Raw genomic sequence first — 16,115 nt, 5'->3', positions numbered from 1 at the left:
GCGCTGGCGGGGTCAGCGCTCGAAGCCCTCGACGAAGTCCGTGAGCCACGCGCGCAGGCCCGGCCCGAGGTCCTCGCGCTCGACCGCGAGCTGCACGTTGGCCTTGATGTAGTCGAGCCGGTCGCCCGTGTCGTAGCGGCGGCCGCGGAAGACGACGCCGTGGAGCCCGCCGAAGACCTCGTCCTCCGCCATCGTCAGCAGCGCATCCGTCAGCTGGATCTCGCCCCCGCGCCCCGGCGCCGTCTGCTCCAGCACCGGGTAGATCTCGGGCTTCAGCACGTAGCGGCCCACGATCGCCAGGTTCGACGGCGCCCTCCCCGGCTCCGGCTTCTCCACCAGCCCCCGCACCCGCACCACATCCTGCTCGTCGGTCTCCTCGACCGTCGCGATGCCGTACAGGTGCGCCTGCTCCGGATCCACCTCCATCAGCGCCACCACGCACGAGTCGCGCGCATCGTGCACCTGCAGCATCCGCTCCAGCAGCAGGTCGCGGTGATCGATGATGTCATCGCCCAGCAGCACCGCGAACGAGTCGCCGCCCACGTGATCGCGCGAGCGCAGCACCGCGTGCCCGAGCCCCTTCGGATCCCCCTGCCGCACGTAGTGCACGTTCGCCAGGTCCGTCGACTCCGCCACCCGCGAGAGCTTCTGCGCGTCGCCCTTGCTCGTCAGGATCATCTCGAGCTCCGTGGCCCGATCGAAGTGGTTCTCCAGCGCGTTCTTGTTGCGGCCGGTCACGAACAGCACGTCCTGCAGGCCCGCCCGCACCGCCTCCTCCACCACGTACTGGATCGCCGGCTTGTCCACCACCGGCAGCATCTCCTTCGGCAGCGCCTTCGTCGCCGGCAGGAAGCGAGTGCCGAGCCCTGCAGCGGGGATCACGGCCTTGGTGACGGAGTGCGGCATGTGGGCAAGGCTACTTCGGCCGGCCGCGCTTCGAGCGCATCGCCGCGCGCTCGCGCTCGCCCGGCCTCAGTGGCGGATGAGCGCGAGCACCTCGTCGCGGATCGCGACCATCGCCGCCTGCGTCTCGCCCTCGGCGTTCAGTCGCAGCAGCGGCTCGGTGTTCGAGGGGCGCACCGAGAACCACCAGGTGCCGTCGGGAGCGGTGACCGTCAGCCCGTCGAGCTCGTCGAACTCGCCGCGACCGGTGAAGGCCTCGACGATGCGCGTGTACGCGGCGGGCACGTCCGCGACGGTCGAGTTGATCTCGCCAGAGGCGAAGTAGGGCGAGTAGCGGGCGCCGAGCTGCGACATCGGCTCCTGGCCGGCGCCGAGCGTGGCGAGCACGTGCATCGCGGCGAGCATGCCGTTGTCGGCGCCCCAGAAGTCGCGGAAGTAGTAGTGCGCCGAGTGCTCGCCGCCGAAGACCGCGCCGGTCTCGGCCATCCTGTCCTTGATGAGCGAGTGGCCGACGCGCGTCCGCACGGGCGTGGCGCCGGATGCGCGGATCACCTCGGGCACGACGCGGCTGGTGATCAGGTTGTGCAGCACGACGATGTCGGACTCCCCCGCTGCGCGCACGCGGGCGATCTCGCGCTCGGCGACGATCGCCGCGATCGCCGAGGGCGAGACGGCCTCGCCGCGCTCGTCGATCACGAAGCAGCGGTCGGCGTCGCCGTCGAAGGCGAGCCCGATGTCGGCGCGGTGCTCGACCACGGCGGCCTGCAGGTCGACGAGGTTCTTGGGGTCGAGCGGGTTCGCCTCGTGGTTCGGGAAGGTGCCGTCGAGCTCGAAGTACATCGGCACGACCTCGATCGGCAGCGCGGGCAGCCCCGCGGCGGTGCCGAGCACCGCCGGCACCGTCATGCCGCCCATGCCGTTGGCGGCATCCACGACGACGCGCAACGGCCGGATGCCGCTGAGGTCGACGAGCCCTCGCAGGTGCGCCGAGTAGCCGGCGAGGATGTCGCGCTCGACCAGCTCGCCGTGCCGCTCGGCCTCCGGCAGGCCCGTGTCGAGGTAGCGCTGCGCACCGTCGCGGATCGCCGCGAGGCCGGTGTCGAGGCTGACGCCCCTGGCACCCGCGCGCGAGAACTTGATGCCGTTGTAGGCGGCCGGGTTGTGGGATGCGGTGAACATCATCGCGGGCGCGTCGAGCGAGCCGGAGGCGAAGTAGGTGCCGTCGGTCGAGCACAGCCCGATGAGCACGACGTCGGCGCCGCGGCGACGAGCGCCGTCGGCGGCGGCGGCGGCGAGCTCCGGCGACGAGGGGCGCATGTCGTGCCCGATGACGATGGGGGCGTCGCCGCCCACCTCGTCGGCGAAGGCAGCGCCGAGCGCCCGCACCACCTCGGTGGTGAGCTGGCCGTCGACGAGCCCTCGCACGTCGTACGCCTTCACGATGTCGGTCAGCGCCATGGCTTCCCCCTCCACACTCGTCGCGGCCTCAGCGGCTCGCGTGACCCGGCTCGTATCGCACGACCTGCCAGCCCGAGGGCCCCGCGTGCCGATCGGCGTGCGGCGAGCAGAGGTCGTAGCTGCCCTCGATCGCGCCCTTCCGGGTCACCGGCTGCAGCGGGCCGACCACGAGCAGCTGCGCGGCGTAGTCGACCGTGACGGTGCGGTCGGCGTAGCGGCGGCAGCCGGGTCGCGAGCACATCCTGTCTGCGCCGAGGCTGTCGCCGGTGCGTTCGAGGCTGGCGTCCATCCGACCCAGGCTAGTGGCGACGGGGTCGGGCGCCGGGCCGCGACACGTAGGATGGCGCCATGCCTGCCCGCACGCGCTCTCGCGGATCCCGGCACGGGCGCGAGATCCGCTCCTCGGTGGCCGGCCCCGTCCTCCCCTTCCTCTCGTCGAGGGAGACGCGCTTCGAGGATGTCGCAGCGGATGCCGCCGACTACGTGCTCTCGCTGTGGCCGGCGGAGCTGGGCGACGTGCGCTTCCAGTGGGCCGACATGCCGCCAGGCGCCCTCGCCGACCGCGTCGACGAGGTGCCCGAGTGGGCGATCGACACCGCTCGACGCACCATCACGATCTTCCGCCTGCCGCTGCAGCGCTTGCCGCGCGTGCACATCGACGACCCGTGGCACCGGCAGATCGCGATCGAGGGCGCCGTCTTCCGCGCGGCGGCCGAGCTCATCGGGCGCGACCCGTGGGAGGTCGCGCCGGATCGCTGGCGCCACCACTGATCGCGGCGCCACCGCTGGGGCGGCGCGCCGACTCGCTCCGCTCCGCTGCGGCTAGTGCAGGACCCGCACGCCCGCGGCGGCCGGGCCCGGCGGGCTCGCCGTGAAGCCTCCCACCTCGCTGTCGCTGCGGTACGCCACGCCGAGCACGAGCTGCTCGCCCGCGACCTCGACCGATCCGCCCTCCACGGGCTGCTCGTGCACGCCTCCGGCCGCCAGCTGCACGGTCTCGCCGTCCACCGTGATCTCCTGCGCCTCATCCGCGGCGCTGACGATGTGCAGCGTGGCACCGGGGCCGGGCGGCACGGCGACGGCCGAGGCGCCGGAGCGCGGCTGCCCGCCGGCCACCCAGTCGAGATCGAGCCCGGCCCCCGCGATCGCGACCGTGCGCGCACCGGCGACGACCGGCGCATCCGCCTCAACCCTGATCGCGAGCGTGCCGACCGGCAGCTCCTCGAGCGGGAAGTCGGTGACGCGGCCCGCCTCGAGCGAGCCGGCCGACTCGATGGTGGAGCCGTCCTCCGACTGGAACACGATGCGCACGGGACCGCCGGAGGGCGAGAGCAGGCGCAGCACGGGAACGGTGTCGTCGTAGCCCTCCTGCGTCTCGAGGCCCGTGGGCTCGGAGACGGTGACGCCCGGCAGCACCGCGCTGCCGAGGGCGGGGACGGGGTCGATGACCTCGAAGCCACCGCGCTCGAGCCCGCGCGTCGTCACCTGCTGCAGGTGCGCCGCCACCGGGGCGCCGACCGCGGTGACCTGCACGACGACGTCCGGGACGTCCGGCGCGATCGCAGCGAGGTCGAGCGCGACCTCGCTGCCGCCCAGCACGGCGATGCCGGTCGAGCCGACCGAGGGCACCGGGCCCTCGGCGCCGTAGACCGTGACGTCGACGCTGGCGGAGACGTCGGAGGCGTTCGCGATCGTCAGCACCGCCTGCCGGCCGGTGCGCGTCGATCCGCCGACGAGCCACTGCTCCAACCGGGGCTCGGCGCACTCGCTCGCAGCGAAGCCGCGCACCGCCTCCGAGTCGAGCTCGAGCGCCTGCGCTGCCGAGAGCGCCGACTCCTCATCCCGCTGCACGACGACCTCGCCGCCGGGCACCGCGTCGTCGCCTGCCGCGGCGGAGCCGGCGATCTCGACCCGTCGCTGCTCGACCTCGCCGCCGCGGCTGCCGAGCGCGAGCTCCGGCTCGGCGAGCGCCGCGACCGCGAGCGCATCCTCCCCGTCGGCGGTGCCGATGCGCAGCGCCGGGCCGGCGCAGACGCGCGTCTGCAGCGGCGACGCCGGCTGCACGATCGACGAGGGCGGCTCGGTCTCGACGCGCGCGGTGTCGGGCACCGCTCCCGCGGCGAGCACGGCGCCGACCCCCAGCGCGGCAGCCGCCGCGCCCGCGAGGGCTCTGAGGCCCCAGCGCACGAGGTCGCGGCGCTCGCCGCGCCGCCCGCGCTCCGCCGCCTCGTTCGCCGCAGCCTCGCGGTCGGTGAGCGTCACGTCGCTGGCGATGTCGCCGCTCGCCTCGGCCTCGGCCTCGACCGCGAGCTCCTCGGGCGCGGGGCGGTGCTCGCGCGGCTGCTCGCCGTCGGGGATGGGCGAGGGGTCGTCGAACTCCTGCGATTCGTCGAGCGGCTCGCGCTCGTCGTCGCGATCGGTCATCGCCACTCCCCCGATCCCTCGAGCCGGCGCGTGCGGCTGCGCGCGCCCCTGCGCAGCGACGGCAGCGCCGTCACCACGGCGCCCGCGAGCGCGAGCAGCTGGCCGAGCAGCAGCCAGCCCGCCCACGCGGGGCGCTCGACGGGCGTCGTGCTGCCTCCGTCGATGCGCTGCCACAGCAGCCCCGCCTCGGTCTGGCCGATCGACTGCAGGTCGCCGCGCGCGTCGAGCGAGCGCTGGGCGCGGTCGTGCAGGTCGGCACCGCCCTCGCGCTCCTGCTCGAGCAGCACGAACCGCACGCCCTGATCGTCGAGCAGGCCGGCGACGTCGGCGTCGCCGCCGGAGGTCATGTCGACCGCGGCCTGCGCGAGCGCCGCCTCGGCGTCGCTGGGAGCACCGCGCACGAGCTCCGCGGTCGAGGAGCGGTCGAGCGTCGTACCGGTGCCTCGCTCGACGTCGACGCCGAGCGTCGCGTCGGCGAGCGGCAGCAGCACCAGCGTGCCGAGGCCCGGCTCCTCGAGCGCGGCGGCCTCCACGAAGGCGGGCATGCGCCGCTCCGGCCCCGCGATGACGGTCGCGGGCGTCAGGAACGACGTGGCGACCACGGGCACGGCGGCGACCAGGGCGACGAGCGCCACGAGGCCTCCTGGCACCGCGCCGCGCCGGTCGTCGACCTCGACGGCGACGACCGCGAGCGCCAGCAGCGCCGCGAGGCACAGCGACGCCCCGGTGCCCGCCCAGACCGTGACGGGCTCGCCGTCGAGCGACGTGAGCGAGAGCCGCGTCGATGCGATCGCGGTGGCGTAGCCCGCGAGCAGCACGATCACCCACGGCCAGGCGCGCGAGGGCCGCAGCACGACACCGGCGAGCGCGCCGAGGGCGAGCGGCACGAGCAGCGCGAGCGCGAACCACGCGGCGTCGACACCGGGCGCGAGCCAGGCGACCACGCCGTCCAGCGAGGCGAGGGTGCCCTCCGGTGCGAGCAGCGCCGCCTCGGCGGCGGTCGGCGGCAGGGATGCCCTCGGCACGCCGGGGTCGGCGAGCGCGGCCAGCGGGGCGCCTGCGAGCCAGCGGTCGACGACCACGGGGGCGAGGAGCGCCGCTGCGGGCGCGAGCGCTGCGATCGGGCGGAGGGCCCCGCGCCAGCCGATCGCGGCGGCGAGCACCGCGAGCAGCACCATGGCGGGCAGCAGCACCGGCGCTGCGGCGACCACCACCGCGACGGGGATCGCGGCCGCTCCGGCAGCGCGCCAGGATCCCGGGGCGCGCAGCAGCCCGACGACCGCCAGCGGCAGCGCGAGGTGCGCGAGCACGGCACCGAGCCTGCCCTCGGCGATGCTCGCCAGGAGCAGCGGCGAGAGCGCCCACACGGCCGCGGCGACCGCGGGGGCCCAGCGCGAGGTGGTCATGCCCCGCACGGCGAAGAACGCGGTGATCGAGGCGATCGCCGGTGCCAGGAACAGCAGCAGCACGACGGCCGCCGACGGGCTCCACGGGGTCAGCGATCCCAGCAGCGCGAGCAGCAGCACGAACGGGTCGGGGGCGCCGATCACCTCGCCGAGCGGATCGCGCGCGCCGGCCAGCGCGTTCGACCACAGCTCGCCGAGCGTCGAGGAGAGCGGCAGCAGCGCACCGCCCGTCGCGGCGCCCGCGGCGATCAGCTGCGGCGAGAGCACGATGCCCACCACGACCGCGAGCGCCGTGACCCAGAGGCCGGCGCCCTCGACGAAGCCGACCCGCTCGTCGACCGCGATCTGCATGCGCTCGGGGTCGCCGAGCGCGCGGCGCTGCGACCGCACGGTGCGCCACGACGCGCGCAGCGGCCGGAGCGAGCGCCAGCGGAGTCGCCGTGCGCCCGCGATGCGACGCCGGGCTCGCGCGACCGACGGCAGCGCGACGAGCGCGGTGAGCGTCGCGCGCCACTCGGAGAGCACCGCGGCTGGCCGCTTCGCCACCAGGTGCACCACGGTGCGGACCAGACCCGTCGGCAGCAGCAGCAGCCAGTGCAGGAGGAGGGCGAGCGGATGCGCGTAGGCGAGCCGGCGATGCAGCTGCGCCCGCCGCGCGACGGCCACGCGCTGCGCGTCGCTCACGGAGCGCGCCGCGAAGTGCTCGGGACCGCCGGCGCGGCGCACCTTCGCGCGCGGCTCCACCGCGACCCGGTGGCCGGCGAGGCGGACGCGGACGCCCAGGTCGAGGCCCGCGTCGATCGATCGGAGCACGGGATCGAAGCCGCCGACGGCCGCGAACACGTCGCGGCGCACGAGCAGCCCCGTCTCGGCGACGCCCAGCCGGTCGCTGTCGTCGTCGTGCTGCCCCTGGTCGAGCTCGCCCTCGTGGAGCAGCAGGCTGCGACCGAGGGGCGTCATGGTCTGGCCGAACTCCGCGAACCGATCCGGCGCATCCGCCCGCATGACCTTGGGCCCGACGAGCACGACGCTCGGGTGCGACTCCACGTGCGCGAGCAGGGCCTGCAGCGCGCGCGGATGCGGTGCGGCGTCATGCGCGAGCAGCCACAGCCAGTCGCCCGCCTCCGGCTCGGGCAGCGACGCGACGCCGCGGGCGATCAGCTCGCCGTAGGGCAGGCGGGGCGCGACCACGACGCTGTGCGCGCGAGAGGATTCGAGCAGGGCGCGGGAGTCGTCCTTCGAGCCGCCGTCGACGGCGAGCAGCCGCTCCGGCAGCACCGTCTGCGCGTCGATCGCCTCGAGCGTCGCCGGCAGGTATGCGGCACCGCTGCTGGCCGCGAGCACGGCGAAGACCCTCGGATGCACTCGGCAAGGCTAGGCGCGAGGGCGCAGCGCGCGCCGCGTTGCCGTCGGTGTGCCGTGGGATCGGCTCGACGCCGTCAGCGTCGCAGCAGCCCGCCGAGCGCGCGCTGCGCGCGGTGCAGGAGCACGCTCGGGCGCATCGGGTGCGGGCGCTCGAGCTCGACGATGCGCTCCTCGAGCACGCGCTCGCGCTCGTGCGCCTCCTGCAGCTCTCGCTCCAGTCGGTCGGCGAGGCCCTGCGTGCCGTCGCGCTGCACGCCGAGCCGGTCGCGATCCTCGCGCAGCGAGTCGGCGTCGAGCCGGGCGTTCGTGAGCTCCTCCAGCACGAGCGCCTCGAAGGGCGCGACGACGGCGGCGCGCTCGCGCTCCGCGAGCACCTGCTCCGTCTCGAACAGCTGGTCGTCGGCGTCGTCGAGCGCGGCGGCGAGCCGCTCGGGCAGGAGCCCCGGCAGTGCCGCGAGCGAGTGGGCCAGCCGCTCGTCGCGCTCGTACGGACCCTGCTCCGCCTCGTCGTGCGTCGGCAGGCGGCACGCGACGAAGGCGGTCAGCAGCCCCGCCCGCATCCGACGCCAGTCGCGCATGCCGTGGTGCTTCGGCGAGGGGTGCAGGTCGGGGCTCGCGTCGTAGCCCTCGCCCATGTTGCGCGTCTTGCGCTCGATCTGCGCCATCGAGCGCCACGGCAGGTGCAGCACCTCGAGGGCCAGCTCCGGCGGGATCTCGCCGCGCTGCTCGATCGAGACGCGGTGGTTGCCCTGCGCGACCTCCACCGAGGGGTCGCCGACGTGCACGGCGTTGGGCGTCGGGTGCGCGACCAGCCCGGCCGCCCGCAGCTGCTCCTCGCTGCGCTGGTCCCGGTGGGTGAGGCGACGGATGCCCGAGCCGGACCGGGCGAGCGGGCCGACCATGTTGACGACGGGCACGAGGAACGAGCCGAGCGAGGTCGGCAGCTCGTCGAACACCTCGGCGAGCGTGCGGGAGCGGTCCACGGGTCGCAGGAACTCGTCGGCGTCGCCGTTGATGACCCAGTCGGCGCCGTGCTCGGTCGCCGCGAGCCGCGCCATGGCGGTGACGACGCGCGACTGCTGCTTGGTGTGCTCGAGGTCGTCGAACACCGTCACGGGCGCGACGCTCGCGTACTCGGCGAGGATCTCGCGGGTGCCGTCGACCGAGCCGTTGTCGGTCACGAGGATCCGGTCGACGCCCTGGGCGAGGTGGTGCTCGAGGAAGGCAGCGAGGATGTCCGCTTCGTCGCGGACCATCAGAGTCAGGACGAGGGTCACGCGCTCATCCTATGAGCGCGGCGCAGCCCCTCAGGCGAGCTTGCGCAGCTTGCGGCGCTCGCGCTCCGACAGGCCGCCCCAGATGCCGAAGCGCTCGTCGTTCTCGAGGGCGTAGTCGAGGCACTGCTGCCGCACCTCGCACGTGTCGCAGATGCGCTTGGCATCGCGGGTGGAGCCGCCCTTCTCGGGGAAGAACGCCTCGGGATCGGTCTCGGCGCACAGCGCGTCGGCCTGCCATCCCAGCGGGTGGTCGTCGGCCTCGGTGCGGACGCCCGGGACCCCGAGCATGATCGGGTCGACGAACCAGTCACCGGGCACGCCGCGTCGGAGACCTCCGTCGTCGCTGCCCCGCGCTGCTGTCGTGCTGCGCTGCACTCCCTCTCGCATGGCTTCCCCCGGTTCTGCGAGACCCCGGCCGGGCTCGCGCTGCACCAATTACACCGGTGTAGTTCGCCCCACGTCAAGTCGAGGATTCTAAGCGTGTCGCCCGCCGATGGGCGGCAGCGCGGCGCTCGGCGTGTCGAGCTCGATCGCCAGCCACGCCTCGGCCGAGTCGACGGCGAACGGGGCGTCGACGTCGATCCACGCGGCCTCGCCGCCGGCGAGCCAGCGACGCTCGCCCGCCAGCTCCACCTCGGTCGGCGCGACCGCCAGCAGCAGGGCCCTGCGAGCGTCGACCGCGTGCGCCCCCTCGATGCGCCGCAGCTCGAACGGCGCCGCCGGGCGATAGGCGAGGGCGCCGTCCAGCTCCTCGGCCGCGAGCCGAGGGTCGTCCACCGGCGCCGTGTCGACGACCGCGAGCAGCTCGGCGACGTCGACGTGCTTCGGGGTGAGGCCCCCGCGCAGCACGTTGTCGCTCGGCCCCATGAGCTCGATGCCGAGGCCCTCGAGGTAGGCGTGCAGGTTGCCGGCGGGCAGGAAGAGCGCCTCGCCCGGCCGCAGCGACACGCGGTTGAGCAGCAGCGCGACGAGGATCCCGGGGTCGCCGGGGTGCGATGCCTCGAGCCGCCGGAGGGTGTCTGCCTCGCCCGGCAGCGCCGCGGCGATCGCGGTGCGCTGCTCCCTGGCCGCGACGAGCGCTGCCGCCACGTCGGGCGATCCTGACAGCAGCCACGCGAGCGCGTCCCCCGCGCGCACGCGGTCGGCCACCGGAGCGAAGCGAGCATCGATGCGCTCGAGCGCGCCGACGGCGTGGGAGGCGGCCGCGCGCGGCCGGAATCCGCTCAGCGCCTCGAAGGGCGTCACCGCGACGACGAGCTCCGGCTTGGCGAAGGGATCGCGGTAGCTGCGGTGCGCGGCGTCGCGCGGCACCCCCGCCGCCTCCTCGCGCTCGAAGCCCGCTCGGGCCCGCTCCGCATCCGGGTGCGCCTGCAGCGACAGGGGCTCCGCGGCGGCGAGCACCTTCAGCAGCATGCGCGGCTGCGGGCGCTCGAGCGCCTCCAGCGCGGCGTCCAGGTCGAGGCCGGCGTGCTCGCCCCCGGTGACGCGCGCCGGGCACCCCGGGTGCGCGCCGAGCCAGAGCTCCGCCTCCGGTCCACCCGAGGGCGCGCGGCCGAGGTAGTCGCTCAGCAGGCGCCGGCTGCCCCAGGCGTAGTCGCGCGGCACGTTGGCGATCGGCACAAACACGTCCCGGTCTCCTTCCCGCGATTTGCACGAGCGTACCAACGGGAGCGCGGCCCGCTCCGCCCTCCGCATAGCCTGACGCGCACGGCCCCAGGGGCCGACCGCATCCGCGGCACCGCCGCCGACAGGAACCGAGGAGCCATGACCTTCACCCCGCTCACGAGCGACTTCTACGGGTTCGCCGCAGACCTCAGCGAGGCCGAGCAGGCCTCGCTCGCCGAGATCCGCGCCTTCATGGAGGAGCGCGTGCGCCCCGTCATCGACGACCACTGGCACCGCGACGCCTTCCCGATGGAGCTGATCCCCGGCATCGCGGGGCTCGGGGTGATCGGCGCGGGCTGGGCGGAGACGGCGGCGTTCGAGAACTCCGCCGTCTACCGCGGCTGGGTCGCGCTCGAGATGAGCCGGGTCGACGCATCCGTCTCGACGTTCGTGGGCGTGCAGAACGGCCTCGTGGCGGGCTCCATCGGCGTCGCCGGCAGCGAGGCGCAGCGCGCGGAGTGGCTGCCGAGGCTCGCGGACTGCTCGGTGGTCGGGGCGTTCGGGCTGACGGAGCCGCTGTCGGGCTCCGACTCCGCGCAGGGCCTGCGCACCGTCGCCCGGCGCGAGGGCGACACCTGGGTCATCGACGGCGCCAAGCGCTGGATCGGCAACGCGACCCACGCCGACATCGTCGTGATCTGGGCGAAGGACGCCGAGGACGGCCAGGTGAAGGGCTTCATCGTGCCGACCGACTCCCCCGGCTTCACCGCCACGAAGATCGAGCGCAAGATCTCGCTCCGCATGGTGCAGAACGCCGACATCGTGCTCGAGGGCGTGCGGGTGCCCGAGTCGATGCGGCTGCAGGGTGCGACGAGCTTCCGGGACACGGCCCGCGTCCTGCGCCTCACCCGCGCCGAGGTCGCCTGGAGCGCGGTCGGCATCATGGTCGGCGCCTACGAGGCCGCGGTCCGCTACACGACCGAGCGGGTGCAGTTCGGCAAGCCGATCGCCGGCCACCAGCTGGTGCAGGACATGCTGGCCAAGTCGCTCGGGCACATCACCGCATCGATCGCGCTGTGCGTGCAGGTGTCGCGGATGCTCGACGAGGGCAGGCAGGGCGATGCGCACTCGGCGCTCGCGAAGGCCTACGCGACGAGCCGCATGCGCGAGGTCGTGGCCTGGTGCCGCGAGGTCTGCGGGGGCAACGGCATCGTCACCGACTATGACGTCGCGCGCTTCTTCGCCGACGCCGAGGCGATCTACACCTACGAGGGCACCGCGCAGATGAACTCGCTCATCGTGGGGCGCGCGATCAGCGGGCAGTCGGCGTTCGTCTGAGGCGCCAGCGATCGGTCGCCGCGGCCGCAGCGCGACCGATCGCCCAGCCCGTCACGCTCGTCAGCGCCTCGCGCACGATGCCGGGCGTCATCTTGGAGACCCCGAGCTCGCGCTCGCGGAACAGGATCGGCACCTCGACCACGGTCGCGCCCGCCTCGTGCGCGCGCCTGGTCATGTCGATCTGGAAGCAGTAGCCCTGGCTGCGCACGTCGTCGAGCGGGATCCGGCGGAGCAGCGCTGCGGTGTAGGCGCGGCAGCCGGCGGTCATGTCGCGCACCGGCGAGCCCAGCAGCACGCGCGCGTAGACGTTGCCGAGGCGCGAGATCACCTGCCGGTGCCACGGCCAGTCGACGATGCCGCCTCCCGGCACCCACCGCGAGCCGATGACGAGGTCCGCCCCCTGGGCGATGCCCTCGAGCATGCGCGGCACCGCGTCGGCGGGGTGCGAGCCGTCGGCGTCGAACTCGACCACCGCATCCGCCCCGCGCTCGAGCGCGACGCGGATGCCGTGGAGGTAGGCCGCCCCCAGGCCGTCCTTCGACGGCCGGTGCAGCACGCTGATGCGCGGGTCGGCGGCGGCCATCGCATCTGCCAGCGCGCCCGTGCCATCCGGGCTCGCGTCGTCGATGACGAGCACCTCGACCTCGGGCGCCGCGGCGAGCAGCCGCTCGATCGTCACCGGGAGCGCGTCGCGCTCGTCGTAGGTCGGAACGAGCACAGCGACGCGCAAGAGGACCCCGGTTCGTCAAGGAGGACAGCGCTCGACATCCTCGCACACGCAGCCCCCTCACCCGGGCGAGGCGCGGAGTGCGAGCCTCGCGGGCGCAGCGGCGCTCCTCTCGGCCCGCTCGTGCCACGATGGGGTGGTGTCCGGGCAGAAGCGCAGGACGATCCTCGCGACGTGGATCGTCGCCAACGCGGCCTGCGGCGACGCCGTGCGCAACATCACGGGGTATCCCGTCTGGGGAGCGATCGTGCTGCTCAGCTTCGTCTGGATCGCGATCGAGCTCGTGCTGCTGCGCGTGCGGCTGCAGCGGCTGCCCGTGCCGGTCGTCGCCTTCGCCGCCGCAGCGGTGGTCTCGGCCGCGTGGGCCATCGCGCCGGGCTGGTCGCTGCTGGGCAGCCTGATCCTGGTGGGGACGATCGCGAGCGCCGTGCTCATCGCCTCGCTCCCCTACCGCACCATCCTCGACGTCGTGCACTGGACGATGCAGGGCCTGCTCATCGCGTCGGTGCTCTTCGAGTCCTTCGTCGCGCTCGTGCTGCGCCGCCCGCTGTTCCCGCTCTGGGCCGACTACCCGCCGGACGTCAGCGGCGAGCTGCACTGGTCGAGCGGTGCCATCTTCATCGGCGGCCGGGTGCAGGGCGTGATGGGCAACGCCAACCTGCTCGGCATGGTCGCCCTCATCGCCCTCATCATCGCCGGGTGTCGCGCCGTCGCGCGCATCGACCGCGCCTGGCCGGTGTGGGTCGCGCTGCCGCTGCTGATGCAGGCGGCGACCCGCAGCGCGACCATCCTGTTCGCGACCGCCGTGGTCGCCGTGCTCACGCTCCTCGTCATCGCCTGGGTGCGATGGCGCGGCGCCGTCTTCTACCGGATCTTCGCGCTCGCGATCGCCGCGGGCGTCGTGATCATCGGCCTGCTGATCGCGAACTGGGCGACGGTGACCGACTTCCTCGGCCGCGACGCCGACATGACCGGCCGCTTCGACATCTGGGAGCGGGTGATCGACCTCGGTCTCACGAGCCCGGTGGTCGGCGTCGGCTACCTCGGCTACTGGATGCCGTGGGTGGCGCCCTTCGACGAGCTGGGCGAGATGCACGGGATGGTCTACCTGCAGGCGCACAACGTCTGGCTCGACGTGTTCATGCAGCTCGGCATCGTCGGGGTGCTGCTGTGGGCTGGGCTGCAGTACCGCGCCGCCGCCAACTGCCTCGGCACGCTCTACCGCTCGCCGCGCGGCGAGCACGCGCTCAACGCCATCCCGCTGCTGCTGTGGGTCGCGCTGTTCGTGCAGGGCCTGGCGGAGTCGCGCCCCTGGATCGAGTTCGGGATGATGCTGCTCGTCATCTTCGCGATCGGACCGCTGCGGCGGCAGATCGCACCGCGCGCGCCGCGCACGGTGGCGATGCCGATCGCCCGCTGACCCCGCTGCGCTGCATCTCTCCGGCCCGGCCTCGTTAGGCTGGCTCGGTGACCGACGACGAACAGACCGCGCGCCAGGACGAGCTGATCGCCCTCCGCCAGCAGCTGGACGAGCTGCGTGGCGCGCTGCGCAGCGCCGAAGATCGAGCCGCCCGCCAGGACCCCCTGGACCCGCGGCTGTGGAAGTCGCGCGCGGAGCGCATCGTGCGCTTCGGCGGCAGGGCCGCGCGGGCCGTCGTGCACGGTCGCCGACGCCCCACGCCGCTCGCCAGCGGCGACGCCGACGCGCCCTCCTCCTTCGCGCGCTGGTCCGCGCGCATGGAGGGCTCGCGCTTCGTGGGCTTCCCGGTCGACTGGCGCTTCAGCCGCGTGCCCGTCGCGGAGCCGGCAGGCATCGCCGCGGTCGTGCACTGCCACTTCCCCGAGCTGCTCGACGAGCTGCTCAGCGGGCTCACCGCCATCGACGAGCCCTTCGACCTCTACGTCACGAACTCCTCCGGCACGCCGATCTCGGCGCAGCAGCTGCGCGCCGCCGGTGCGCGGCACGTCGAGGTGCTGACGGTCGAGAACCACGGCCGAGACATCTGGCCGCTGCTGCAGCTGGTCAACGCCGGCATCCTCGACCCGTACCCGATCGTGCTGAAGGTGCACACCAAGCAGAGCGCCTGGCGCGCGGCGCACGAGGAGCTCGAGGGCGACGGCGCCTCGTGGCGGGCGTCGCTGCTCGGATCCATGCTGGGCTCGCGCGAGAACGTCGGCGCCATCCTCTCGGCGATGCGCGCCGACCCCGACCTGGCGGTCGTCACGGCCGACGGCAGCATCGCCGGCCCGGAGCACTGGGGCGGCGACCTCGAGCTCGTGCGCGGCCTCTACCGCCGCCTGAGCATGCCGCTCGACCCGGATGCGCTGCGCTTCCCCGCAGGGTCGATGTACTGGATCCGCGGCTTCGTGCTGCAGGGCCTGCGCGCCTTCCGCTTCGACCGCGACGACTTCGAGCCCGAGGCGGGCCAGGTCGACGGCACCTGCGCGCACGCGGTGGAGCGCATGATCGGCCTCCTCTCGGAGGAGGCGGGGATGCGCGTGATCACGCGCTCGGAGGTCCCGGAGTCCCCCGGGGCCGCGTGCACGGAGCCGCGAGCGCGGCTGGTGCCCTTCTACCTGCCGCAGTTCCACCGCGTCGCGGAGAACGACAAGTGGTGGGGCAAGGGCTTCACGGAGTGGTACAACGTCGCGAAGACGACGCCGCTCTACCCCGGCCACGACGTGCCGCTGCGGCCGACGGAGCTCGGCTTCTACTCGCTCGAGCTCGACTCGGTGCGGGAGCAGCAGGCAGCCCTCGCCGCCGACCACGGCATCGCGGGCTTCATGTACTACTACTACTGGTTCGCGGGCCGTCGCCTGCTCGAGCTGCCCATCGAGCGCCTGCTCGCGAGCGACCTGCAGCAGCCCTTCTGCATCATGTGGGCGAACGAGAACTGGACCAGGCGCTGGGACGGCGGCGACACCGACGTGCTGATCGGGCAGGAGTACGAGACCGTGCCGCCCGAGGACTTCATCGAGGACGTCATGCCGCTGCTGCGCGATCCGCGCTACCTGCGCACGGGCGGTGCCGTGGTGCTCGCGGTCTACAAGCTCGCCCAGCTGCCCGACCCCGCCGCGACCGTCGAGCGCTGGCGCCAGCGATGCCGCGAGGAGGGCGTCGGCGAGCTGCTGCTGCTGCAGGTCGACGTCGGCACGGCCATGGGCAGCCTGCGAGAGGCGGGCGCGCTCGGCATCGTCGACGGCTCCCTCGACTTCGCGCCGCACAACCTCGAGTGGGTCGCGACCGAGATCCCCGCGGACCAGTGGGATCCGCGCTTCGAGGGCAGGGCGATGAGCTACCGCGCCATGGTCGACGCCTACGACGAGCGGCTCTCGCGCCTGGCGCACGACGCCTACCCTGGCGCGATGGTCACGTTCGACAACACCGCCAGGCGGCAGTGGCTGCCCGACCTGTTCACCGGCACGAACCCATACACGTTCCGCCGCTGGCTCGCCGCCAGCGCCGCGGCGATCGCCGACCGCGAGCCCGACCAGCGCATGGTCTTCGTGAACGCCTGGAACGAGTGGGCGGAGTCGGCCGTGCTGGAGCCGACCGAGCAGTACGGGCGCTCGTACCTGCAGGCGTGCAGGTCGGCCGTCGGGATCGGATGA

Annotated in this window: 13 protein-coding genes; 4 read left to right on the top strand and 9 right to left on the bottom strand. The window is 74.0% G+C overall.

Going from position 1 to position 16,115, the window contains the following annotated elements; translation table 11 throughout:
- Window positions 1–12: 12 nt before the first annotated feature.
- The 3 genes from galU to AA0Z99_RS01475 form a co-directional block, all read right to left on the bottom strand.
- A complete protein-coding gene (gene galU, locus AA0Z99_RS01485) occupies window positions 13–906 on the bottom strand; it encodes a UTP--glucose-1-phosphate uridylyltransferase GalU (RefSeq protein ID WP_413318790.1) in 894 nt (297 codons plus the stop codon).
- A gap of 66 nt (window positions 907–972) precedes the next feature.
- Entirely contained in the window at window positions 973–2,361 is a 1,389-nt protein-coding gene (locus tag AA0Z99_RS01480; protein ID WP_413318788.1) for a phosphomannomutase/phosphoglucomutase, read from the bottom strand.
- A 28-nt stretch (window positions 2,362–2,389) separates the two neighbouring features.
- Window positions 2,390–2,650, bottom strand: a complete 261-nt coding sequence (locus tag AA0Z99_RS01475) for a DUF3499 family protein (RefSeq protein ID WP_413318786.1) — start codon at window positions 2,648–2,650, stop codon at window positions 2,390–2,392.
- A 59-nt stretch (window positions 2,651–2,709) separates the two neighbouring features.
- On the opposite strand from AA0Z99_RS01475, the gene AA0Z99_RS01470 reads away from it, so the two are divergent.
- Window positions 2,710–3,132 carry a hypothetical protein gene (locus AA0Z99_RS01470; protein ID WP_413318784.1) on the top strand — a complete coding sequence of 141 codons (423 nt, stop codon included), beginning with the start codon at window positions 2,710–2,712 and terminating at the stop codon, window positions 3,130–3,132.
- A 51-nt stretch (window positions 3,133–3,183) separates the two neighbouring features.
- Here AA0Z99_RS01470 and AA0Z99_RS01465 read toward each other — a convergent pair whose 3' ends face one another.
- The 5 genes from AA0Z99_RS01465 to manA all read right to left on the bottom strand — a co-directional run bounded on the left by AA0Z99_RS01465 (window position 3,184) and on the right by manA (window position 10,459).
- Entirely contained in the window at window positions 3,184–4,785 is a 1,602-nt protein-coding gene (locus tag AA0Z99_RS01465) for a DUF5719 family protein (RefSeq protein ID WP_413318782.1), read from the bottom strand.
- Window positions 4,782–7,556, bottom strand: a complete 2,775-nt coding sequence (locus AA0Z99_RS01460; RefSeq protein WP_413318780.1) for a glycosyltransferase — start codon at window positions 7,554–7,556, stop codon at window positions 4,782–4,784. Before AA0Z99_RS01460 ends, AA0Z99_RS01465 begins: the two co-directional genes overlap by 4 nt.
- Before the next feature lie 74 nt (window positions 7,557–7,630).
- Complete coding sequence (locus tag AA0Z99_RS01455; protein ID WP_413318778.1) at window positions 7,631–8,833, bottom strand: glycosyltransferase family 2 protein; 1,203 nt, start codon at window positions 8,831–8,833, stop codon at window positions 7,631–7,633.
- 30 nt (window positions 8,834–8,863) lie between these two features.
- Window positions 8,864–9,121, bottom strand: a complete 258-nt coding sequence (locus tag AA0Z99_RS01450; protein WP_072315077.1) for a WhiB family transcriptional regulator — start codon at window positions 9,119–9,121, stop codon at window positions 8,864–8,866.
- 186 nt (window positions 9,122–9,307) lie between these two features.
- Window positions 9,308–10,459, bottom strand: coding sequence for a mannose-6-phosphate isomerase, class I (gene manA / locus AA0Z99_RS01445; RefSeq protein ID WP_413318776.1), 1,152 nt, complete (start codon window positions 10,457–10,459; stop codon window positions 9,308–9,310).
- Between the two features lie 138 nt (window positions 10,460–10,597).
- Here manA and AA0Z99_RS01440 point away from each other — a divergent pair, with 138 nt between their 5' ends.
- Window positions 10,598–11,776 (top strand): acyl-CoA dehydrogenase family protein, encoded by a 1,179-nt coding sequence (locus AA0Z99_RS01440; RefSeq protein ID WP_413318774.1) that lies wholly within the window; start codon window positions 10,598–10,600, stop codon window positions 11,774–11,776.
- Here the strand turns inward: AA0Z99_RS01440 and AA0Z99_RS01435 are convergent.
- Window positions 11,751–12,494 carry a polyprenol monophosphomannose synthase gene (locus tag AA0Z99_RS01435; RefSeq protein ID WP_413318772.1) on the bottom strand — a complete coding sequence of 248 codons (744 nt, stop codon included), beginning with the start codon at window positions 12,492–12,494 and terminating at the stop codon, window positions 11,751–11,753. The two genes, AA0Z99_RS01440 and AA0Z99_RS01435, sit on opposite strands and share 26 nt — an antisense overlap.
- Window positions 12,495–12,642: 148 nt before the next feature.
- Between AA0Z99_RS01435 and AA0Z99_RS01430 the strand changes: the two genes are divergently transcribed.
- Together AA0Z99_RS01430 and AA0Z99_RS01425 are read left to right on the top strand one after the other, a co-directional pair.
- Window positions 12,643–13,923 (top strand): O-antigen ligase family protein, encoded by a 1,281-nt coding sequence (locus AA0Z99_RS01430; protein WP_413318770.1) that lies wholly within the window; start codon window positions 12,643–12,645, stop codon window positions 13,921–13,923.
- Between the two features lie 47 nt (window positions 13,924–13,970).
- Window positions 13,971–16,115: a glycoside hydrolase family 99-like domain-containing protein gene (locus AA0Z99_RS01425; RefSeq protein WP_413318768.1), complete on the top strand. Its 2,145-nt coding sequence runs from the start codon at window positions 13,971–13,973 to the stop codon at window positions 16,113–16,115.

Origin of the sequence: Agrococcus phoenicis (assembly GCF_047302415.1) — a bacterium.
Lineage (GTDB): Bacteria > Actinomycetota > Actinomycetes > Actinomycetales > Microbacteriaceae > Agrococcus.
The sequence above is the reverse complement of the archived record's forward strand: the minus strand, read 5'-3'. Positions and strand labels throughout refer to the sequence as shown.